The organism is Undibacterium sp. GW821-FHT07F11 (assembly GCF_059418665.1).
In genome coordinates, this window is record NZ_JBWKQH010000002.1 from 544,953 (window position 1) to 567,655 (window position 22,703).

Consider the following 22,703-nt stretch of genomic DNA (forward strand, 5'->3'; position numbering starts at 1 on the left):
CGGATGTACCAGTTTATTTTTCAGACAGCATGTAGCCAACGCTACGCACGGTCTTGATGAGGGATTCAGCATTCTTCAAGACTTTACGCAAACGCAGTACATGAACGTCTACCGTACGCTCTTCGATGACGACATGGTCACCCCAGACTTTGTCGAGCAACTGGCTGCGCGAAAATACGCGCTCTGGATGTGCCATGAAGAATTTCAGTAATTTGTATTCTGCATGACCAATATCGACCTTGCTGTCTTCTATCTTGACCGTGCAACTGACTGGATCAAGTACAACGGGGCCCGCTGTCAGGGCTGTCTGGGCATGCTCAGGGCTCTTGCGGCGCAGCAGCGCCTTGATCCTGGCTGTCAGTTCACGTGGTGAGAAAGGCTTGGTCACATAATCATCCGCGCCGTGATCAAGGCCCGCGATCTTGTCTTCTTCCATGCTTTTTGCTGTCAGCATGATGACGGGAATTTCATTAAATTGACGGTCTGAGCGTATCTTCGACAAAAGACGCAAACCACTCTGATCAGGCAACATCCAGTCCAGCAAAATCAATTGCGGCGTGCGGCGCTGCAAATATTCCCAGGCTTCTGCTGTCGTGTTGACGGCAAAAGTGTTCCAGCCTGCTGCACGCAGGGAAAAACTGACCAGTTCTACGATTGCCGGTTCATCTTCTACGATGAGTATTGTTGTGTCTGTAGCCATCATTAATAATTAACTCTGTTGTTCCTGCTTGTTTGCTACATAATCTGAATGACGGATATCCTTGCCTTCAACGATGTAAATCGTATGTTCTGCAATGTTCTTGGCATGGTCGCCAATACGCTCTATCGCCTTGGCCACCCACAGAGCATCCAGGGAAGATGATATTGTACTTGGGTCTTCCATCATGAAAGTAATCAGATTGCGCATGATGGAGCGGAAATCATTGTCGATCAAGGCATCCTGTGCAATCAATTGCACAGCCTTGCCACCGTCAAGACGGGCAAACGCATCCAGAGACTGGTGCAACATGTCTGCCACGCTGCTGGCCAGCACTCGTACGGTTTCATAACCGCTGAACATGGGTACGCCACGCTTGCTGGTTGCCGCATCCCTGGAGATACGGGCAATTTTAGTTGATTCATCGCCTATGCGCTCAAGATCAGTAATGACCTTGCCGGTCGCCATGACAGTACGCAAGTCATTTGCTGCGGGTTGACGCTTGACGATCAGGTGGCTGCACATATCATCCAGCGCCACTTCCAGGCGATTGACTTCGAGGTCAGACTGGATCACGGCTTCTGCCTGCACTGCATTACCGGTACGGAAGCAGGACATGGCATCGTGAAAATGGCTTTCCACCAAGCCGCCCATCAACAAGACCTTGGAGCGTATTGTCTCCAGGTCCATATCATATTGTTTTGAAGAGTGTTCGCCTGTCACAGGTTTCTCCTGAATGCGCAATTGCAAAATGTAAACGTAAACGTCGCAGTTTTATGCAGCATCACTTATCCACGCATTTGCATGGATAAGTATGTGCACCGTGCGTCGTTGTTAGCCGAAACGGCCAGTAATATAGTCTTGAGTCTCTTTCTTCACTGGGTTCATGAAGATATGATCAGTTTCACCAAATTCGACCAGTTCACCCAGGTACATATAGGCAGTATAGTCAGAACAACGCGCCGCTTGCTGCATATTATGAGTAACGATGGCGATGGTGTATTCCTCTTTCAACTCATTGATCAGTTCTTCGATCTTGACTGTAGAGATAGGGTCGAGTGCAGAGGTTGGCTCATCCAGCAGCAAGACTTCCGGCTTTACGGCAACACCACGGGCAATGCACAGGCGCTGCTGCTGACCACCTGACAAGCTCAGGCCACTCTTGTTGAGTTTGTCTTTGACTTCTGTCCAGATTGCAGCTTTTTTCAGTGCCCATTCAACGCGCTCATCCATCTCGCCCTTGGACAGGTTTTCATACAAACGCACACCAAAAGCGATATTGTCATACACCGACATAGGGAAAGGTGTCGGCTTCTGGAACACCATGCCCACACGGGCGCGCAGCAAGTTGATGTCCTGATCTGCATCGAGGATATTTTTGCCGTTGTAAATGATATTGCCTTCAGCGCGCTGACCGGGATACAGGTCATACATGCGGTTCAGAGTACGCAGCAAAGTCGATTTGCCACAACCGGATGGACCGATAAAGGCAGTGACTTTTTTGTCGTAGATATTCAGGTTGATATCGCGCAGGCTACGTGTTGCACCGTAAAAGAAATTCAGCCCGCTGATTTCGATTGCTTTTTTCTGTTGGTTGTCTTGAGTAGTAGTCATATCGAGGTCAGTATTAATGCTGTGTTTTTTGGTTAAACAAAGTACGCGACAAAATATTTAAACCGAGGACACTGAAGGTGATCAGCAATGCGCCCCCCCAGGCCAGTTCACGCCAGTTGTCGTATGGACTCATCGCAAACTGGTAAATCACCATAGGCAAATTGGCCATAGGCTTGTTCATGTCGGCATTGAAGAACTGATTGCTGAGAGCGGTGTACAACAAAGGCGCAGTCTCACCGGAGATACGTGCCACAGCCAGCAAAATACCAGTTACGACACCTGCTTTGACGGCGCGCAAACGTATCAGCAAAGCTACTTTCCAGCGGGGTGCACCCAACGCAAACGCAGCTTCACGCAAACTGGTCGGCACCAGACCCAGCATATTGTCGGTAGTACGGACAACCACAGGAATGGCAATCAATGAAATAGCGATACTGCCAGCCCAACCAGAAAAATGCTTAACGTGCGCAACATAGATCGCATACACAAACAAACCTATCACGATGGACGGTGCAGAGAGCATGATGTCTGTCACAAAACGTGTGACGAAACCAAACCAGCTTTTATCGCCATACTCTGCCAGATAAATACCAGCCAGGATACCGATAGGTGTTGAGATCAGGGCGGCACTGACGACCATCACAAAGCTACCAAAGATCGCATTCATCAAACCGCCGCCATCACTGCCTGGGGCAGGCGTTGACTCTGTGAACATGGCTACATTGACGGCACTCAGTCCTTTTGTCATGAGGGTGAACAATATCCACATCAGGAAGAATATACCCAGTGCCATGGCAAATGACGACAAACCTATGCCCAGTTTATGCATCAGCAAACGGCGGCGGTACACCGGGTTGCTGGCCGATTGCATTGTTGAGTTTTCCATTATTTGGCTCCTTCTTTTCTGGACAAGCCCAGCAACATCAGTTTGGCAGCAGACAATACAAAGAAAGTGATGACAAACAAAATCAGGCCAAGCAAGAACAAGGAAGATGTGTGCAAGACTGTTTCTGCCTCTGCAAACTCATTTGCCAGAGTGGAAGCGATACTATTACCGGCAGCAAACAGCGACCAGGACAGGTGATGCGAATTACCGATCATGAAGGTAATTGCCATGGTTTCGCCAAGTGCGCGACCCAGGCCCAGCATGACACCACCCACCACACCTATCTTTGTGTATGGCAGTACGATCTTGCGCACTACTTCCCACTTGGTGCAACCAAGGCCGTAAGCAGATTCTTTCAATACCGGCGGCACCACTTCAAACACATCGCGCATGACTGAAGAAATGAATGGGATAATCATGATCGCCAGGACGATACCGGCTGAGAGCATGCCCATGCCTATCATGGGACCGGAAAACAGCACACCAATCACCGGCAATTTACCCAGCGTAGCAGCCAGGGCTGGCTGTACATATTGCGAGAACAGCGGTGCGAATACAAACAAACCCCACATGCCATAAATAATACTGGGTACACCAGCCAGCAATTCGATCGCCGTACCCAGTGGGCGTTTGAGCCAGTTAGGACAAATCTCAGTCAAAAACAAGGCAATACCAAAGCTGACCGGGAAGGCAATCAGCAAGGCGATGACCGATGTCACCAAAGTGCCAACGATGGCGATCATGCCACCAAACTTGTCATTGACCGGATCCCATTCTATGGTCCAGATGAATGACGGGCCAAATTCCTTCATCGCCGGAATCGAGCGCAGGAATAAAGAAATAATAATACCGACCAGCACCACCATCACAAGGGCGGCGAAAGTAAAGGTCAGTTTATGAAAAAAGAAATCTTGCCAACGCTGGCGGCGCATTACTGCAGCCATTTTCGCAAGGTCGATCTGACCGGCCTGCGGTAGTGCGTTATTAGCGGGTGGGATTGCAGTTGGTGCAGTCATGTTGACGGAGGACATTTGGGTAGTCATGGGTGTCTTTTCCACCGGAAGGTAATCCGGATAGTTCCGGATTACCTTGATCGTTTAGTTCAATTTCTGAACAGGTTGAAACTTTTTATTACCAGAGTGCTTTACCGGAAGCGTCTTTGACTTTTGCTTTCCAGTTATCTTCAATCAGTTTGACCACCGGTGCTGGCAAGGAAACATATTCCAATTCAGCAGCCATTGCGCCACCGTTTTTGAATGCCCAGTCAAAGAACTTCAATACTTCTTTGCCTTTTTCAGCATCAGCCTGTGCTTTGTGCAACAGGATGAAAGAAGCACCAGTGATAGGCCAGGTGATTTTGCCAGGCTGGTTAGTCAATACCAGATACATGCCTGGTGCTTTGCTCCAGTCAGCGCCAGCAGCAGCGGATTTGAAGTTTTCATCATCTGGTTCAGCGAACTGGCCATCAGCATTTTTCAACAAGGTGTAAGTCATCTTGTTTTTCTTCACATAGGCGTATTCAACATAGCCGATGGAATTTCTGATTTGCTTGACGCTGGAAGCCACACCTTCATTACCCTTGCCACCTACACCAACTGGCCACTTAACGGCTGTGGAAGAACCAACAGCAGTTTTGAACTCAGGGCTGACTTTGGTCAGGTAATCTGTCCACAGGAAAGTAGTGCCAGAACCGTCAGAACGGTGTACCACGGTGATGTCTTCTGCTGGCAATTTCAGACCGGCGTTGATGGCTGCGATTTCTGGTGCATTCCATTTAGTGATCTTGCCCATGTAGATGGCGGCCAGTACTTCACCTGTCATTTTCATTTTGCCTGGAGCGATACCGTCCAGATTAACCACAGGAACCACGCCGCCAATGATGGCCGGGAATTGCACCAGACCTTCTGTTTCCAGTTCTTCTGCCTTCAAAGGCATGTCAGAGGCACCGAAGTCCACTGTTTTTGCCTTGATTTGCTTGATACCGCCACCGGAACCGATGGATTGATAGTTCAGACCGTTGCCACTGGCTTTTTTATAAGCTTCTGCCCATTTTGCATAAATTGGATATGGGAAAGTCGCGCCAGCGCCTGTAATGTCGGCGGCTTGAGCAGCGCCAAATGTTACAGCCACGCCAATTGCAGCGATGAGAGTTTTGACAACACGTTTGATTTGCATGTTCACCTCAGAGTTAAATAACAGTATTCGGTACTACGAAGCGCACTGTACAAGCCAAATATGACAAGATTATGACTTGAAGCAAAGCCTGTGAAATAATTGTACTTGTTATCATTTTTATGTCATAAACTTGTCATTTAAGACGTCTAGAATGTTTGCGTATATATATGACGGCCTTTATGACATGCAAAAAACTATGCCAAATCAGGAAGCACCTTCTTCAACAACAGCGCCGGAAGAAATGAAACAGAAGCCGGACACTGAAATCAAGACGGTAAGCAAGCCAGTCAAACCAGTGGCCTCGGAATTGTCACGTTCGGTGATTTTTCTGGACAGGGAAATGTCACAAATCGCCTTCAACTGGCGCGTCCTGGCGCAGGCAGAAGACCGCAGCATCCCCCTGTTGGAGCGCCTGAAGTATTTGTGCATCGTTGGCAGCAATCTGGATGAGTTCTTTGAAGTCAGGGTCGCCAGCCTGTTAGCACAAAACACCATTGATGGCGAGCTGGTGCAGCACCCCACCTTTCAGGCCATGCTCAAACGCATCAGCGATGAATGTCATCAACTGGCGAAAAGACAATATGAATTGCTGAACCAGGAAATCCTGCCGCAACTTTCTAAAAAAGGCATACACCTGTTACGTCATTCCGAGCGTAATGAAGCCCAGCGCGCCTGGGTTAAATCCTATTTTGAACGCGAAGTAAGGCCCTTGCTGACGCCTATCGGCCTGGATCCGGCCCATCCCTTCCCTCAAGTCGTCAACAAGAGTTTGAATTTCATCGTATCGCTGGCAGGCAAGGATGCCTTTGGTCGTGGCACTGCCATTGCCATCGTCAAGGCACCACGCGTTCTGCCGCGCATCATCCGCCTGCCAGATGAATTGTCGAACGACGGCATGGCTTTTTGCCTGCTGTCTTCGGTCATACACTCGCATATTGAAGATTTGTTCAATGGTCGTGAAGTGATCAACTATTCACAGTTCCGCGTCACCCGTGACAGCGACCTGTGGGTTGATGAAGAAGAAGTCAAGAATCTGCGCCAGGCCTTGCAAGGTGAATTGCAAACCCGTCAGTTTGGTGCCGCAGTACGCCTGGAAGTCGCAAAAAATTGCCCCGAAAATCTGTCTCGCTTCCTGCTTGAGCAATTTTCACTCGATAGCGACCGCTTGTATCCTGTCGATGGCCCGGTGAACATGGTCAGGCTGGGTGAACTGGTTGATCACGTCAAACAACCAAACCTGCGCTTTCCGCCTTTCTCTGCCAAGGCCATTGGCAAGTATGCGCATGCTGATATTTTCACTTTGCTGCGCAAGCAAGACATACTCTTGCATCATCCTTTCCAGCCTTTCCAGACCGTCATTGATTTCATACGCTCAGCTTCGCAGGACCCTAGCGTAGTCGCCATCAAACAGACCATATACCGTACTGGCATGAATTCTGATTTGATGGAATCCCTGATCACTGCTGCGAGGCTGGGTAAGGAAGTCACCGTCATTGTCGAATTGATGGCACGCTTTGATGAAGAAGCCAATATCAATTGGGCAGATAAATTGCAACGCGCTGGCGCCCAGGTTGTATACGGCGTCGTTGGCCTGAAAACCCATGCCAAACTGGCGCTGGTGATACGTCGCGAAGAAGGCGGTGTTTTGCGTCACTATGCCCATCTGGGTACAGGTAATTATCACCCGTCCACCACGCGCTTTTATACTGATTTTGGTTTGCTGACTGCTCACACGGGCATGGCGGCAGAAGTCAATGAAGTTTTCATCCACCTGACTGGCTTGACCAAACCTAAAAAACTTGATTATCTGTGGCTGGCACCATTTGCCCTGCAACCGCAAATCATCAAAGCCATACGTAATGAAGCACGCATAGCCCGTGAAGGCCGCCCTGCCCGCATCATCGCCAAGATGAATGCCCTGCTCGATGAATCTGTTATCCGTGCACTATATGCAGCGTCGGCAGATGGTGTAAAAATTGACCTGATCATACGCGGTGCCTGCGCCTTGCGCCCTGGCGTACCTGGCTTGTCAGAAAATATCAAAGTGCGTTCCATCATAGGCCGCTTCCTGGAGCACAGTCGTATCTATTACTTCCGTAATGATCTCGCGCATGACGTGTATCTGGCCAGTGCCGACTGGATGAACCGCAACCTTTTCCGTCGCATAGAAGTTGCTTTCCCGGTACTGGAAAAGTCATTGAAAAAACGTGTCATTTCCGAAGGCCTGGAACCCTATCTGAAAGATAATGTGAATGCCTGGACACTGGATTCGGATGGTCGTTACGAGCGCAAGAAAACCCGCGCCAAACAAGTCCGCTTCTGCGCCCAACAACATTTGATGCAAACCCTGGGTTCCTTATCTGAGGTGGAAGAGTAATAATGGATCTTATCCTCTGGCGTCATGCAGAAGCAGAACCGGCAACGGCTGAACTGACTGATGAATTCAGAAAACTGACTGGCAAAGGAAACAAGCAAGCGAGCAAAATTGCTTTCTGGCTCGATAGCACGCTGCCTGAAACTTGCAGGATATTGGCCAGCCCCACCATACGTACCAGAGACACGGCTGAAGCCCTCATCGCCTGCGGCAGGAAATACAAGGTCATGCCGGAACTAGGCCCGGCAGCCACAGTCAGCGATGTGTTGAGCGCTGCCAACTGGCCCAATAGCCGTGAGCCTGTACTCATCATTGGCCACCAGCCCTACCTGGGTCAGGTAGCGGCTGAATTGCTTGGACATCCCTTGCAAGAATACAGCGTACGCAAGGGTAATGTCTGGTGGATCACGCAAAAACAGCGTGAAAACGAAATCGTGCAAACCTATCTGAAGGCCATCATGTCTCCTGACCTGGTGGTTAAATAAGCGTTCCTGAAATTTATTTAGTCACAGGTAAAAATACTGGCTCTCTGCAGCAAATCCTGCTTGCTGTTAGTATGTAGGACCGTCTTTACCCACAAAGCACGATGAAACCCACGCACATCCTTGCCGCCCTGATTGCAGTCATCACCTGGGGCATCAATTTCGTAGTCATCAAAATCGGCTTGCAAGGATTGCCGCCTGTGCTGTTCACCGCATCGCGCTTTATCTTCTCTGCCCTGCCCCTGATATTTTTTGTTCCCCTTCCAAAAACATCGTGGAAGTGGGTGATTGCCTATGGCATGTTCCAGTTTGCCTTCCAGTTCACCTTACTGTTTTGCGGTATCAAGCTGGGCTTCCCTGCTGGCCTGGCATCCCTTGTCATGCAGCTGCAGGCATTTATCACCATGGGCCTGGCTGTTGTCATCATGGGCGAGAAACCACAATTCGTGCAAGTGCTGGGAGCGCTGATTGCCTTGTCTGGCATGGCGCTGGTAGCCATGCATCTGGAAGCGCAGGCAACCATCATTGGCTTCCTGCTGGTGGTCGCAGGCGCAGTGTGCTGGAGTATCGCCAATATCGTTACCAAGAAGATAGGTGTGGTTAACCCCCTGTCCATGGTGGTGTGGGGTTCAGCCATTGCCAGCCCGCCTTTGCTGTTGGCGTCATATATGATGGAAGGCATGGATGCCTGGCAAGCTGCGTATACGCAATTGAACTGGACTTCAATCGGAGCGATCGCTTACCAGTCTTACCCGAATACCATAGTCGGTTTTGGTATCTGGTCATGGCTGATGCGCAAATATCCTGCTGCCACGATAGCGCCGTTCACCTTGCTGGTGCCGGTGGTCGGCATGTTGACAGCTTCTATCGTATTGAACGAGACTTTATTCTGGTGGAAAATCTGCGCTGGTCTGCTGGTGCTCGGTGGCCTGGCTTGCAACCAGTTTGGTTTGCGTATCTGGTCGTGGTTCAAACCGGCAGCAGCCACCTGAACTTAGCCAGCAACTGTCTCCAGTTCGGACTCTTCCGCATGGGTATCTGCCACTGCATCTGCCATATACTCCGGGTGGCAGATGTCATGCCAGGTCACCAGCCTGAGTTCACCCTTGGCATCTTCCACCAGGGCCGACAAGCTCTCTACCCAGTCACCATCATTGCAATACAGGATACCGCCTATATCGCGGATTTCTGGCTTATGGATATGACCGCAGATAATGCCATCCAGGCCTTTGCGTCGTGCTTCGTCCGCCAGAGCATCTTCAAATTGCGTGATATAGCTGACCGCGTTCTTGACCTTTTGCTTCAGATATTGTGACAGCGACCAGTAAGGCATGCCAGCGCGGGCACGCCAGTTATTAAAGATCTGATTGAATTTCAGGATCATGGTGTACAGGCTGTCGCCGACATAGGCCAGCCATTTTGCACAGGCGATGACGCCATCAAACCTGTCGCCATGCAAGACCAGCATACGCTTGCCTGCAGCTGTCGTATGCACGAGTTCATCCCTGATCTTGATGCCACCAAAATCGAGGTCAATGAATTGGCGTACGGATTCATCGTGATTGCCAGGCACGAAAATGACGTTCGTACCTTTCTTGGCTTTTTTCAAGACAGTCTGCACTACGTTATTATGGGTCTGGTCCCAGTACCAGCGGCGCTTGAGTTGCCAGCCGTCGATGATGTCACCAACCAGGTACAGCGTATCTGAATCGGTGGCACGCAAGAATTCCAGCAACTTCGCCGCCTGGCAGCCGCTCGTTCCTAGATGCAAATCTGAAATCCAGATAGTGCGGAAACGCTGAGTTTCTTTCTTACCGGTTTTATACAATTTGCTATTCAAGAACTGATCGGCTGGTTTCATGATTATTGCTCCCCTGTGCCGTAATGGCGTGCGTAACGGTCATCCAGATTCGCCAGTGGCAACATGACGAATAAATCAGCGCTATGGAAATCAGGGTCCCAGGCAGGATCACCGCACACCCAGGCACCAGCACGCAGATAACCTTTCAACAGCGGTGGAATGCGCGCCTCAGTCGAGTTGCTATCAATTTCATCGAGCGGGAAAGGCGTGTGAGGCGTAACGCGGTATTCAAGCGGAGAAAAATCTGCGGCAGACAAACCACGGTATATCGCAGCGGCATTCTGGCCACCATCAGTCAGGCTGATACTGGCGCAGCCGATAAGGTGCGAGCAGCGCTCACGGCGCATATAGGCGGCCAGTCCAGCCCACAGCAACATGATGACAGCACCACTGCGATAATCAGGGTGGATGCAGGCACGGCCTGCTTCTGCCACGCTATTACGTATATGTTGCAGGCGGGACAGGTCGAATTCTGTTTCAGAATAATAGCGGCCCAGCTGGCGGGCTGCATTTGGCCCCAGTATGCGGTAGGTGCCTACCACTTTCAGGGTCTTGGAGTCGCGTACGATCAGGTGATCGCAGTGTTCATCAAATTCATCTTTATCCAGGCCATCTGGATTGGACAAAGCCGACAAGCCCATGCTTTCTATAAATACTTTATAGCGCAGGCGTTGCACCTCTTTGACTTCTTTTGCCGTAGTAGCAAGGCTCAGATTAAGCTTGGAAAAACTGGGATTAGCATCGGCGGGTATCGTGAGTAATCGCATTCATCGTCCTTGTCATGTTGTTCGTTGATCCGACGAACGAAGAATAATCAAGGATTACTTCAGCAAGATGACAGTACGATGTCGGTTTTATGACAAGTTAAAAAAACAACAATCCCCGTCTGGCATATGTCAGGCGGGGATTGCACAGGTGAAACCGGATAAATGCGCGGCAAAAACAGTGACGAGGCTCTTTTCAGAGCGCCATTTCCCTGCATGCACTGCATTTCAGAAAAATTGAATTATTTCTCTTTCTTTGGCCTGCCCGCCTTCAGCGGTGCCAGACCAGCGATCAATTTTTTCAAGGCAGGCACATCAGTCTTGCTCAACAGGGCAACGCCAATACGCAACAACTGACTTTTCTTGACTTCGACGCCAGCTTTCAGGCAAGCCTTTTTGACCGCACCCAAAGCTGCGTATTCGCTTTCCGGCATGGTGAAACTATCACGCACGAGCTTGGCTTTTTTGACCTTTTCTGCTACGACCTCTACCAGAGGTTTGACTTCCACAACCTTGGCGGCAGGTTTGGCACGCGCCGGGGCTTTGACAGGCGCTTTAGCAGGAATTTTTTCAGCTGCTTTGGCTTCTACAGCAGGCTTGCTGATTGCTTTTTTCTTGACAGCCACAACAGTGGACTTAACAGGAGATTTTTTAAGGGCCACGACTTTTTTCTCTGCACCTGCTACTACAGTACTTACTTTTTTCGTTGCTGCGGTTACCATTCCAGCCTCCAAATTAGAAAACATGTAAACAATATAAACAATTTATTGTTGATATGCAAGGAAGAAGCATAGCCATTAGAAATGACAGGCTCATTACGGAAAAATGATCTTTCAGGAGAAATTTCTCATGACATGAGATAATCCGCGCCATTTCGCATCACCAGTTTCCTCGCTCTCCAGCTTTATCTTTTATCATGATTACACGCAACTCTTTACTCTTCCCACTGGCTTTACTCCTTTCTCCCCTTGCTGTTCTTACTAATGCTCATGCCGAAATTCAAGGCTCAGGCTCTTCCGCAGCAGCGCCCCTGTATCAGAAATGGGCAGATGCTTATAGCAAAAATGGTGGTACGACCATTACCTATCAAGCCAGCGGCTCATCTGCAGGCATCAAGAAAATAAAGGAAAACAGCGTAGAATTTGGTGCCAGTGACGCAGCCCTTAGCCAGGCAGACCTTAAGAAAGACAAATTAATACAGTTTCCCTCTGCCATTTCTGGTGTGGTGCCTGTCATTAACTTACCTGGCATCAAGTCCGCTGAATTGCGCCTGACCGGCGAAATCCTGGCAGGTATTTTCTCTGGTGACATCACGCTCTGGAATGACGCAGCAATCACCGCGCTCAATCCCGGCCTGCGTTTGCCGAATAAAAATATCGAGGTCATCGTACGCCAGGATGGTTCGGGCACGACCTATAATTTTTCTGACTACCTGAGCAAGGTCAGCAAAAAATGGCAAGCGAAGTACGGCAGAAACTTTATCATTCCATGGAACAGCCACAGCCATTTGATCCAGGTCAAAGGCAGCAGCAATATTGCTGGCTCACTCAAAAAAACACCGTATGCCATCAGTTATATCGACTTTAATTATGTAAGCCAGGAAAAACTTGACTATGCCCTGCTGCAAAATCGGGATGGCAAATTCATTGCGCCGTCTGCAGAGGCATTTTCTTCCGCGCTGTCAAACAGCAGCTGGAAAACCGATGCCAATTTTGAAGAAATGCTGACTGATAAAGCAGGTCAAAAAACCTGGCCTATCACCATGGGTACTTTTATCGTCATGCAACAGCGTGCGAAGGACGCACAACAAACCACCGCCGCCATGAAATTTTTCACCTGGGCCTTTATGCGCGGTGATCGTTACGTCAACAGCGTGGATTTTGTGCGACTGCCAGACAGCCTGCAAGCCAGGATATTCAAGGAAATGACGACCGTCACAGATAAAAAGGGGGAAGTCCTGAACTGGAATTTGAATCCCATGTAAAGGCTAAGGATTCAGTCTTGTATTGTGGGTGCTGTCCTGGCCCTGGCAATGAGCAGGGCAGCAATGGTCAGCAGCACGGCAAAGCAACTGGTTGAACACAGGGCCAGGCGAAAGACGAAAGCTTCTTTCGCCAGACTGCCATTTGCCATACCTGACATGCCAAAGGCCAGCGGCAAGGCCAGCAAGAATGCGGTCAGTGCAGTGCTGGCAAGTAAAATATAACGCCACTGATCACTCTCTTTGGGCTCCAGTATGACGATATGTGGCAATTTCTTCAGCCATCGCACATAACAATAAGCCAGTCCTGCTACTCCCACCAGCGTACTTAAGTGCTGCAGCACATGAAAAACGCGGGTATGAACACCTGCCACTTCTACCGGTAAGCGCAACACATCAAAGTAAGCGACAGCAAAACCACTCGCATGGGTAAATGCATCCCAGACTATATGGGTTATCGCCCCCAGTATCAACGCCAGAGAAATCCAGATAAACTGCGCACCAGACAAATTCCGGGACAGCGAGACATGTGCCTGTAGTGCCTGTCTTTGTATCTGCGGCAGCAGGTAGATGAAGTGGGTTTGCATCAGGCGCAAGAACATGAACACGCCCCACCCCAAAGGCAGACACACCAGTAGCAAACCCAGCCATTGATGGGCCAGCGTGGCCAGGTCAAAAGCAAATACATAGTAACCAAGATCCGGTGCAACACTGCCTATGACCAAAGGCATCAGATTGAAACGCTGTGGTGCAAGACGGCGCAGAGGAAGTATGGCGAAGGGATGGGCAAAGGTCCAGGGCATGATCAGGTAAACTCAGGTCGTCAGGTATTAAGCCGAATTCTTTTTACAGGGCAAATCAAAATCAACATGATAATGCTCATCATGCCTGACCCAGGCGTTTCCCTTCATAAATTTTAAATGTGTTTGCAAATACGGTCCGCGCGCCGTGGCAAATAATTTTTCCTGATACGGTGGGTCAATAATCACCAGTGCCAGTCCCCTTCCCCTGGCTTTTGCGGCAAGGTCAAGCTGATATAAATGCTCAGCCAAAGCAGCAAAATCTATGCGATAGTCACCAAAGCGGCCCTGCGCATCAAAGTCAATATCATAGCCATACTTGTTATCCATATTTCCAGGCAAAGGCCGTGACATACCCTTGGCGTCAATCACTGGCATCATGAAATCGACTGACAAACCATTTTTATGGGTGCGGTGAGGCCGCATGGGGCCGCCTTTTTTCCAGCCAGTTTCGCCATATACAAAGACTTTATCACTGGCAGTTTGCTCAAGTTGTCGATAGGCTTGCGTAATAATATCTGCAACAGTGGAATGCACATAAGTTCGCCCCAGACTTACGCCCAGTGCGCTATAAGCAGAAAAGTTAGTACCAGTCGCTGGCAGGTTGACACCAGCCTCCAGCCGCCCATTGGATACTGTTCCATAGCAGATGCTTTCTCTCGCTTGCGCAGGGCTGGCCAATGCAACAACCAGACAAGGCAGCCAGCGGCAGGTCAGGCTGAGCATGTTCAAGACAAAATCCGCAATCCTAGTGGTGTCATGATGTGGGCAATTAATTGCGGAAGCTGCCCAGCTGAAAGCTGCTTGACTGTGATGCTGCCTTGCATGTTCAAGTCCTGCATCAGTTGGGAAATTCTGGTTGCGTCCGGATGCAGCAATTCCAGTTCAAGCAGACTCATGCCCTGATCCAGCATGCCTGTTGCGGGATGTGCTGCAGTTTGCCATTCAATCAAGGCGGGCGCAATGCCATCCAAAGGCAAAGAGCCATCTTGCGGTATCGTGATCTGCCAGTGGTTACTGCCACGGCTCATGGGTTCTATGCTACCCAGATTTTCCCGAGTCTGGCTTGTTGCCGTTTGTATGTCCGTTGTGCGTGCAACCCAGTTCGACAAGCGAGGCTTGCTATCCTGCATCAAAGTATCAAGCGCAAACCAGCGTGGCCGCCCTGGTTTGACTGCATCAGGGTTGACCGCAATAATTTCCAGAAATAATGCAGGCCCCAGACGTACAAACATATTGTGCGTACCCATGCGCACATGCTCGCCCCCTGGTTGTGGTTCTACACCCAATAGTGCCTTGACATAGGCTGCACCTGATGCAAGATCAGGGGCAGTTATCGTGATGTGATCGAGATCGCAATGTAACAAATCAGATTCCTCATTTCTCCAGAACGATCAGATCAGACTCTTATTTTGCTTCACCTGGCTTGGCTGGCTCTGTGATCGTGACTGGCACAGTATTTACTACTGGCAGTGCATTTCTCCAGTTTTCTGGTGTGCACATCTCCCATTTTGTATTTGGTACATAAAACAATGCAGCCTGTTTATGGGACAAGAAATGGAAGGACGGTTGCTGTATCGCTTTCACTGCTCCGTCAGCAATAAAATATTCAACAGAAAAACGTGGGTAAGCCATGACCAGACCACCAACTGCAAAAGAAACGTCTTCTGGTTTAATGATCTCAGCCACCCTGTCTTCGCTGGTACCGGTAGTGACATCCAGCAGACGTAATCTGGTTTTTTCAAACAGTTCACGCTCAGCCATGGATTCGCGTGCGCTGTTTAGTTTGCGCAAAATGCCAAATGGATTGGTACCGATATCCACCAGAGAACCGATTTGCGACAAAGAAGGATTATTGACCACTTCAACGATACTGCGCCATGTTGATTTGCCTGAGAACTGCAGGTTGACAGCAGTACTTGGTTGGCTGGCAGCCAGCAAACCTTCTACCCAGGCATTGGCATCTTTGGCCCAATGGTATTTGATGGCTGAGGTATAGCCACGGCAGCTATAAAATGCCAGGGCGTCTTGCTTGGAAACTGTACCTGTGAGTTTATTGTCGACAAACACCACGCCACCGACATCACCATCTGTCATCGCTACATAGGCAATATTGCGCCCCTGAGCATCTTTCATCTCAAAGCGCTCCATGGCTGATTCTGGAGGCACTGTGGTTATCACATAACGGGCATCTGATTTCTGGTCAATTGCCAGACTCTTGATGGGACCAGCAGTTTTACTGGGCTGATCTATATTATTGGCGGCAAGGGCAGGATAAGAAAGGCTCAGCGCAAGTGCTGGCAGTAAGGCGAGTGTAGTCGATCGCATATGATGAAAAAGATTTATAAAGTAACAATCTTAACTGAAATTGCTTCTTTATAGCATTTTTCATCCTCTAACAACAAGGATTGAGCCCTGCTCCTATCCTTTATATGACGATCACTTCAACAATTACCGTCAACTCGGGAAAGTCATCACGCTGAACGCGGACATGATAAATACCAGGCTGCGCAGGTGCAGTATAAGCGCCAAGTATGTCTATCGTGCCGGCATTGGCTTCGACCAAAGACCAGGTGGTAGGCTGGCGTATATAGTAAATGCCTGGCGGATAGTTAATCCCCGCAGAAAAGAAATACTGGGATCCGGCTTTTAAGCTGACGCTCTTGGCTTCGACATTCAGATAAGGCGTAAACACCGGGGATGATGCACTACCTACCGTGATTGTGGCTGTGGCACTCAGCGCCGGAAAATCTTCTCTTTGCACCGTAACGTGATAAATCCCAGGTTTATCCGGTGCTGTATATTCGCCATTGGACGTGATACTGCCGCCATTGCTTTCCTGGACTGACCATTTCACAGGCTGGCGGATGTAACGCACATTTGGTGGGTAATTGGTGGCGGCAGCAAAACTCAGTTTGCCATTGGTCGCGACAGTTGCGCTCATCGGCATGAGTTCCAGTGTCGGTTTGAAGCTCAGATCTGGGTTATCCAGCGGCAGCCCGACGGCGGCAGCTTTCGCCAGCAAATCCAGCATCTGGCTTTGCTGAGCTGCGCTCATTTTTGCTTTCAGGCTATCCAGCAATTTGTCTTGCGCATCACCGGCACTGGCATTGGCTGCGGTTGCCGCCTTCAAGGGCGTGCTGTAAAAGTCGCCAAGTTTGCTGAGATCGACGTAGCCAAGCAAAACCAGGCTGACATCAGTTTGCGCCTGTTTGATGGTACTGGCGGTCACCGCTTTTTCTATCGCCGCAGCATCGGGATTTGTGAATACGGCACTCATGTCACCGTGCATCAGGCGGGTCGACAACATGTCAGTCAGAGGTGTCAGATTGATGATGCCCGCATTGATTGCAATCGCATGCATTTTTTTACCATCAGCCGGATTACTGACTTGCAGCACACATGGCAGGACACCACTCGCCACCGTCAAGCTGTAACTGCCATCTGATGCTGACGTGGTGGTGCCACTTCCAGTGCGACATTTGGCATTGACAGGGGCGCCGGATAACGCCAATCCTGTTGCTGCCGTACCGGACAATGCAAGTCCGTTCACTGACGTCACTACATCAGAGTTCACACTGGTGCTCGTGCCACCACCACACGCCGCCAACAAAACTGTCAAAAAACAGGAAGTCAAGCCAAAGGCAGATTTCAATTCACTCACCGCAAATCTTTTTTAGTTGTGGCAAGTGTAAAAGCTGCTGAAGCACAAGTGTGTTTAAAAATGTATGTGAATTGTCATCAAATTGTAATTTGCAAATTTATTCCATGGCTGCAGTACGATAGCGATTGACTTCTGCCGAGGTCAGCGTGTCAGCTTTATTGCCCCAGGCATTGCGCACATAGCTGAGTACCAGGGCAACTTCTGTGTCATTGAGCGTATGGGCAAACGGTGGCATGCCATAGGGACGGGGATTATCTTTGGTGACAGGAGGGAAGCCGCCAGACAAAACCATGCGTACCGGATTTGACAAGGCATGACCGAGCAGGCCAGGGTTCGCCTTCAGCGCAGGATAAATATTTGCCACACCTTCACCCTGTGCGCCATGGCAGTCCATGCAATGGGTTTTATACAATGCGCCACCCTGCTTCATGACTGCATCCATGCGTTCTGCACTTAGTTCCGGCCCAGCCATTAGCTTGTCGAGCGTATCTTTTTCTGCGACCTGCACGGTAGGTATCGCCTGCAGATAGCTGACCATGGCCTTGATATCCGCGTCCGATAAATGCTGAGTGCTGCCCGCCACCACTTCTGCCATGGGGCCGGATACGGCAGTATGTCGATTGACACCTGATTTCAACAAGGCGATTAACTCTTGTGGCGACCATTTTGCCAGGCTGACTTCCTGGCTATTCGTCAGCGCCGGTGCATACCAGCTCGTCAATTCACCGCCAGATAAGTCATTGACACCAGCATTCGCCCCCAGGCTGTTGCGGCTGCTATGACAGGCGCTGCAATGCCCCAGGCCGTTGACCAGGTAAGCACCGCGATTCCATTCTACAGACTTGCTTTTATCTGCCTGATAGCTGGCAGGACGGAAATAAGCAGCCCGCCAGAATGCCAGCAAAGCCCGCTTGTCATAGGGAAAGCGCAATTCATGTGCCTGATTTTGCTTTTCCACCTTGGGTAAAGACATCAGGTAGGCATACATGGCGTCGGCATCAGCGCGCGACACCTGAGTGTAATTAGTGTACGGAAAAGATGGATACAGCAAACTGCCATCTCTGGATTTGCCATTGTGCAAGGCTTGCCAGAAATCTTCAGCAGTCCAGCTGCCTATACCTGTTTTTGTATCAGGCGTGATATTCGGTGTATTGAAATTACCAAAATCGGTTTGCAATAGGCGGCCACCAGCAAATGCAGCTTCGCCCCGCGCTGTATGGCAACCCATGCAATTACCGGCTTTCACCAGATATTCGCCTTTGCTGATTTGGTCTGCTGCGGACAAGCTGCTGGCGCTTACCTTTGAAGCACTTTTATCATCGACCAGATAATAGCCAAAACCTGCTACGGCAGCGCTGCACGCCAGCAAAAGCAGCAAAGCAGACAAGAGGATTTTTTTCATAGATTTGTTATAAAAATTATTCGGACAGACTGCCGCACTTCATTGGCAATAGTCCGTACTCCGTTGCTTTCAACACTGGCGCTGTGCTATCGCTGGGCACAGTCTGTGTCGCCAGCCAGCTTGATACAGCGGCAAGATCTGCAGGTTTGAGCTTGCTGGCAATTTGCTGCATGCAGTCTGGCGCATGCGCCTTGCGGCTACCAGTTTGCCAGGCACCCAGTTGCGCAATCAGGTAGTCACGTGGCAAGCCCACCAGACCAGGCATGAAGGGCGCCAGACCCGTCATGCTCTTGCCGTGGCAAGAAACACAGGCGGGTAAATTGCGTGACTTGTCACCCTGCATAACCAGTTGCCTGCCCTGCTCCAGCGAAGTGGCATTCGCTTCACTGGCTTGCGGCGCAGAATAAGGCGGGTGCAGGCTGGCAAAATAGTCAGCAATTTCTTTCAGATAAGCATCTGACATATGCGCAACCATATGACGCATGGCAGGATAGGCACGTTTGCCCTCCCTGAAATTCAGTAGCTGGTTATATAAATAACCGGCTGGTTTACCGGCAATGCGGGGGTAAAAACCGTCAGTGCCTGCCCTGCCCTCGGCACCATGGCAGGCGGTACAGGCTTTCAGCCTTTGTTCCAAAGTATCGGGCACTCTTTGAGCTGGCTGCGCAAAGGCGATTAGCGGCAAGCCAAATAAGACATAGAGCAGGCCGGATTTCAAACAGGAAGTAAAGTGCATGGCGACAAAACAAATGATGGCACAAAGACGCTAGCTTAACAGTTTGTCCAATTTCTTTACGCTGAACAGCCAATCTTCTGATTTACATCAAACATTGCCAAGTAGATCATCCCTTGAAGCTTCAAGCAAAAATGCTACAAAATCAGGCAAAGTTGGCATAATTGCGTCGTATGGCTAGTTTGTCTGAACACAGGTTTCAATACCCATTCAGCAGCCAGATGAATTTTTCTGCAAAAGAAAGCAAAGTCTTGCTTGTCAAGAATGGCTAAGCCGAGGATAATTCTGCCCTTTCGTCTCTTTTGAGGCCCAGATTCAGCAAGATGACCTGGCCCGCTTTTACCAGCGGGCTTTTTTATCCGCGCCGCGCCTGCCGTTGATCTGTAGATGATGATCGCCAGCAGCTTTTTCGCCCTTGCTATTGCCTAACACCATTGACAAGCATTTGTTGTCGTATTCGAATTTGTTACATGAAAAACAGCTTAACTGACTCAAACACTTCTCCTACAACAAAAACAGGCTCAACGCTGACATTAGGTAAAAAACCGCAACTGCAACTGAACCGTCCCGCGCTCAGCGTAGCGCGCACGGCCACAGTACAAACTGTACAGATGGTGGTCCCCGTATCGAACCCTATGGATTCGATCGAGGAAGCACCGACACTGGTTACAACGCCAGTGACGGTGATTACCAAGCGCCGTTCCAGATTACAGGCTGCGATGGCCGATGGCAGCGATACGTCTGATGAAACTACGTCCGCAGAAGCGGGATCAGTGGCAACTGATAGCGACGAAAGTAGCAATACTGACATGTCTGCTGCTATTGCTGTCATAGCTGACAAAACAGCCAATGTTGCCGACTCTACGGCAAATATGGCAGAGAGCGTTCAAAGGACAGAAGCCACTGACAGCATCACTGATGCAGAGGTAGCCAAGCCACGTGTAGTCGTCATCCGTAAAACAGGCCCCAAACTGGCTAAAAAACTATTGCTGGCAGACCAGCCTGCGGCAGCCGCACCTGTTGTCATCAAGCGCGAGGCACGCATAGGCTCAGGCAAACTGGCACCACCAGCACCGGTAGTCACGCTCAAGCCGTTAGCTCCTGCCAGTCCTGCTGCAACTACAAGTGCATCTGCCGCCGTCACACACGTTGTCACACCCGTTTCCATGCCTCTTGCTGCTACTATTGCCACCGCTGCACCCGCTGCGGCCGTCACCAGCATCAAGGACATAGACACATCGGCCTATGTCTTGCCAGCGATGCGCGAGCCAGCCAAGCGTGGCCGCAAGTCTTCTGAATTTCATTTTGAAAATGATGAAATCCAGGCTTTAAATGCAGCAGAATCCGCAGAGATGAAGCGCGCAGCACGTGTCAAGGCCAAGAAACCGACACCAGCCAATGCGGCAAGCCAGGAAGCGCAACTGGAGCAATACCGCAAGCAGCTGACCAAGCTGATCAATCTGGGCAAGGACCGCAGTTACCTGACCCATGCCGAGATCAATGATCACCTGCCTGACGATGTTGCTGACGCTGAGATGATACAAGGCGTCATCAGCACCCTCAACGACATGGGGATTGCCGTCTATGACGCAGCTCCTGACGCCGCCATGATGCTGCTGACCGACAACGTCGCCAATAACGTCACTGAAGACGAAGCAGAAGCTGCAGCCGCCGCCGCACTGGCGACTGTTGATTCAGACTTTGGCCGCACCACTGACCCGGTACGCATGTATATGCGTGAAATGGGTGGCGTGGAATTGTTGACACGTTCAGGCGAAATCGAAATTGCCAAGCGTATTGAAGATGGTTTGAAAGACATGGTACAGGCGATTTCTGCCTGCCCAGGTACGATACAAGAAATGCTGGCGATTGCCGACAAGATTTCCAAAGATGAAATCCGTGTGGATGACATCATTGATGGCTTGCTGGACCCGGATGCAACTGATACTCCGGCAATAGAACTCAGCGACAACGACGATCTTGACGATCTGGATGACGACGATGATGCAGTAGCAGAAAATGCCAGCGGCATCAGCGACGAACAATTGCAGCACATGAAAAATGTGGTCCTGCAAAAATTTGCAATTGTCGCCATGCGCTTTGAACAAATGCAGGCCGCCCGCGCCACCGATGGTTATAAATCCCCTGCTTACCAGCAGGCGCAGATTGCCATCACACGTGAACTGCAAGGCATGCGTTTCAGCGTCAAGACCGCAGAAAAACTGTGCGACTCTTTGCGCAAGCAAATGAAGACGCTGCGCCAGACTGAAAAGCAGATGCTGGAATTGATGGTCAATAAATGCGGCATGCCACGTGCCTACTTTGTTGAACATTTCCGCCAGAATGCGACCAATCCAGAATGGTTGAACAAGGAAGTGAATGGCACCTCCAGCTATGCCGCCATCCTGGGCCGCAATATCCATGCTGCCCGTGAATTGCAGCAAAAACTGATCGACCTGGAACACAATGTCTGCCTGCCTTTGTTTGATCTGCGTGAAATCAACAAACAAATGGTGGCTGGTGAAAAACGTTCCAGCGAAGCCAAAGCAGCCATGACCGAGGCCAATTTGCGCCTAGTCATTTCCATCGCCAAGAAATATGTGAACCGTGGCCTGCAATTCCTGGACTTGATCCAGGAAGGTAACATCGGTTTGCTCAAGGCCGTGGATAAATTTGAATACCGCCGCGGCTATAAATTCTCTACCTACGCCACCTGGTGGATCAGGCAAGCGATTGCCCGTGCGATTGCCGATCAGGCACGCACTATCCGCGTGCCGGTGCACATGATAGAAACCATCAACAAGATGAACCGCGTGCGCCGCCAGCTCTTGCAAACCACAGGCCTGGAGCCAGAACCGGCAGCGATTGCCGAGAAAATGGGCCTGCCAGAAGGCAAGGTAAGGGAAATCCTGAAGATTGCTAAAGAGCCCGTCTCGCTCGACGTGCCTATCGGTGACGACGGCGATTCACAACTGGGCGACTTCATCGAAGACAGCATGACCTTGTCACCGATGGCAGCAGCGATGCAGGCGTCTGTACAAGAGAAACTGAAAGAAGCACTGGATTCTTTAAGCCCACGTGAAGCCAAAGTCTTGCGCATGCGCTTTGGCCTGGAAACCAGTACCGAATTCACGCTGGAAGAAGTAGGTAAACAATTTGAAGTGACGCGCGAACGTATACGCCAGATTGAATCCAAGGCCATGAAAAAACTGCGCCACCCTGCCCGCGCTGATCATCTGAAGAGCCTGATGGAAAGTAACTAAGCCTGTT

The 22,703-nt window shown here is 50.2% G+C and carries 21 protein-coding genes; 5 read left to right on the forward strand and 16 right to left on the reverse strand.

Annotated features, from left to right (window positions below; all coding sequences use genetic code 11):
• Window positions 1-13 precede the first annotated feature (13 nt).
• From phoB to pstS (AC07OI_RS06325), 6 genes are all read right to left on the reverse strand, one after another.
• Complete coding sequence (gene phoB / locus AC07OI_RS06300; RefSeq protein WP_492703110.1) at window positions 14-700, reverse strand: phosphate regulon transcriptional regulator PhoB; 687 nt, start codon at window positions 698-700, stop codon at window positions 14-16.
• A 9-nt stretch (window positions 701-709) separates the two neighbouring features.
• Window positions 710-1,420, reverse strand: coding sequence for a phosphate signaling complex protein PhoU (gene phoU, locus AC07OI_RS06305; RefSeq protein ID WP_492702663.1), 711 nt, complete (start codon window positions 1,418-1,420; stop codon window positions 710-712).
• Between the two features lie 111 nt (window positions 1,421-1,531).
• Window positions 1,532-2,311: a phosphate ABC transporter ATP-binding protein PstB gene (gene pstB, locus AC07OI_RS06310; RefSeq protein ID WP_492702662.1), complete on the reverse strand. Its 780-nt coding sequence runs from the start codon at window positions 2,309-2,311 to the stop codon at window positions 1,532-1,534.
• A gap of 13 nt (window positions 2,312-2,324) precedes the next feature.
• Window positions 2,325-3,197, reverse strand: coding sequence for a phosphate ABC transporter permease PstA (gene pstA, locus AC07OI_RS06315; protein WP_422950471.1), 873 nt, complete (start codon window positions 3,195-3,197; stop codon window positions 2,325-2,327).
• On the reverse strand, window positions 3,197-4,141 hold the full coding sequence (gene pstC / locus AC07OI_RS06320; protein ID WP_492703109.1) for a phosphate ABC transporter permease subunit PstC: 945 nt from the start codon (window positions 4,139-4,141) through the stop codon (window positions 3,197-3,199). The genes pstA and pstC overlap by 1 nt, the downstream gene beginning before the upstream one ends.
• A 187-nt stretch (window positions 4,142-4,328) precedes the next feature.
• The gene (gene pstS, locus AC07OI_RS06325; protein WP_495256609.1) at window positions 4,329-5,372 is read right to left on the reverse strand and encodes a phosphate ABC transporter substrate-binding protein PstS; all 1,044 of its coding nucleotides are present in this window, start codon (window positions 5,370-5,372) and stop codon (window positions 4,329-4,331) included.
• 241 nt (window positions 5,373-5,613) lie between these two features.
• On the opposite strand from pstS (AC07OI_RS06325), the gene ppk1 reads away from it, so the two are divergent.
• The 3 genes from ppk1 to AC07OI_RS06340 all read left to right on the forward strand — a co-directional run bounded on the left by ppk1 (window position 5,614) and on the right by AC07OI_RS06340 (window position 9,220).
• The gene (gene ppk1, locus AC07OI_RS06330; protein WP_492703107.1) at window positions 5,614-7,749 is read left to right on the forward strand and encodes a polyphosphate kinase 1; all 2,136 of its coding nucleotides are present in this window, start codon (window positions 5,614-5,616) and stop codon (window positions 7,747-7,749) included.
• Window positions 7,750-7,751: 2 nt separating this feature from the next.
• Window positions 7,752-8,231, forward strand: coding sequence for a phosphohistidine phosphatase SixA (gene sixA / locus AC07OI_RS06335; protein ID WP_492702660.1), 480 nt, complete (start codon window positions 7,752-7,754; stop codon window positions 8,229-8,231).
• 101 nt (window positions 8,232-8,332) lie between these two features.
• Window positions 8,333-9,220: an EamA family transporter gene (locus AC07OI_RS06340; protein ID WP_492702659.1), complete on the forward strand. Its 888-nt coding sequence runs from the start codon at window positions 8,333-8,335 to the stop codon at window positions 9,218-9,220.
• A 2-nt stretch (window positions 9,221-9,222) separates the two neighbouring features.
• Here AC07OI_RS06340 and AC07OI_RS06345 read toward each other — a convergent pair whose 3' ends face one another.
• From AC07OI_RS06345 to AC07OI_RS06355, 3 genes are all read right to left on the reverse strand, one after another.
• A complete protein-coding gene (locus AC07OI_RS06345; RefSeq protein WP_495256610.1) occupies window positions 9,223-10,089 on the reverse strand; it encodes a UDP-2,3-diacylglucosamine diphosphatase in 867 nt (288 codons plus the stop codon).
• A 2-nt stretch (window positions 10,090-10,091) separates the two neighbouring features.
• The gene (locus AC07OI_RS06350) at window positions 10,092-10,856 is read right to left on the reverse strand and encodes a GNAT family N-acetyltransferase (RefSeq protein WP_492702657.1); all 765 of its coding nucleotides are present in this window, start codon (window positions 10,854-10,856) and stop codon (window positions 10,092-10,094) included.
• Between the two features lie 239 nt (window positions 10,857-11,095).
• Window positions 11,096-11,575, reverse strand: a complete 480-nt coding sequence (locus AC07OI_RS06355; protein ID WP_492702656.1) for a hypothetical protein — start codon at window positions 11,573-11,575, stop codon at window positions 11,096-11,098.
• A 194-nt stretch (window positions 11,576-11,769) separates the two neighbouring features.
• On the opposite strand from AC07OI_RS06355, the gene pstS (AC07OI_RS06360) reads away from it, so the two are divergent.
• Window positions 11,770-12,837, forward strand: a complete 1,068-nt coding sequence (gene pstS, locus AC07OI_RS06360) for a phosphate ABC transporter substrate-binding protein PstS (RefSeq protein WP_495256611.1) — start codon at window positions 11,770-11,772, stop codon at window positions 12,835-12,837.
• Window positions 12,838-12,848: 11 nt separating this feature from the next.
• Here the strand turns inward: pstS (AC07OI_RS06360) and AC07OI_RS06365 are convergent, their stop codons facing one another.
• From AC07OI_RS06365 to AC07OI_RS06395, 7 genes are all read right to left on the reverse strand, one after another.
• Window positions 12,849-13,637, reverse strand: coding sequence for a DUF4184 family protein (locus AC07OI_RS06365; protein ID WP_495256612.1), 789 nt, complete (start codon window positions 13,635-13,637; stop codon window positions 12,849-12,851).
• Window positions 13,638-13,664: 27 nt separating this feature from the next.
• Entirely contained in the window at window positions 13,665-14,360 is a 696-nt protein-coding gene (locus AC07OI_RS06370; RefSeq protein ID WP_495256764.1) for a penicillin-insensitive murein endopeptidase, read from the reverse strand.
• A 2-nt stretch (window positions 14,361-14,362) separates the two neighbouring features.
• Window positions 14,363-15,001: a VOC family protein gene (locus AC07OI_RS06375; RefSeq protein WP_492702653.1), complete on the reverse strand. Its 639-nt coding sequence runs from the start codon at window positions 14,999-15,001 to the stop codon at window positions 14,363-14,365.
• Window positions 15,002-15,041: 40 nt separating this feature from the next.
• The gene (locus AC07OI_RS06380; protein WP_495256613.1) at window positions 15,042-15,962 is read right to left on the reverse strand and encodes a hypothetical protein; all 921 of its coding nucleotides are present in this window, start codon (window positions 15,960-15,962) and stop codon (window positions 15,042-15,044) included.
• A gap of 100 nt (window positions 15,963-16,062) precedes the next feature.
• The gene (locus tag AC07OI_RS06385) at window positions 16,063-17,298 is read right to left on the reverse strand and encodes a hypothetical protein (protein ID WP_495256614.1); all 1,236 of its coding nucleotides are present in this window, start codon (window positions 17,296-17,298) and stop codon (window positions 16,063-16,065) included.
• Between the two features lie 97 nt (window positions 17,299-17,395).
• Window positions 17,396-18,700 (reverse strand): c-type cytochrome, encoded by a 1,305-nt coding sequence (locus AC07OI_RS06390; protein ID WP_495256615.1) that lies wholly within the window; start codon window positions 18,698-18,700, stop codon window positions 17,396-17,398.
• Window positions 18,701-18,716: 16 nt separating this feature from the next.
• Entirely contained in the window at window positions 18,717-19,436 is a 720-nt protein-coding gene (locus AC07OI_RS06395; protein ID WP_495256616.1) for a c-type cytochrome, read from the reverse strand.
• Between the two features lie 467 nt (window positions 19,437-19,903).
• On the opposite strand from AC07OI_RS06395, the gene rpoD reads away from it, so the two are divergent.
• On the forward strand, window positions 19,904-22,696 hold the full coding sequence (gene rpoD, locus AC07OI_RS06400) for an RNA polymerase sigma factor RpoD (RefSeq protein WP_495256617.1): 2,793 nt from the start codon (window positions 19,904-19,906) through the stop codon (window positions 22,694-22,696).
• The last annotated feature ends 7 nt before the right edge of the window (window positions 22,697-22,703 follow it).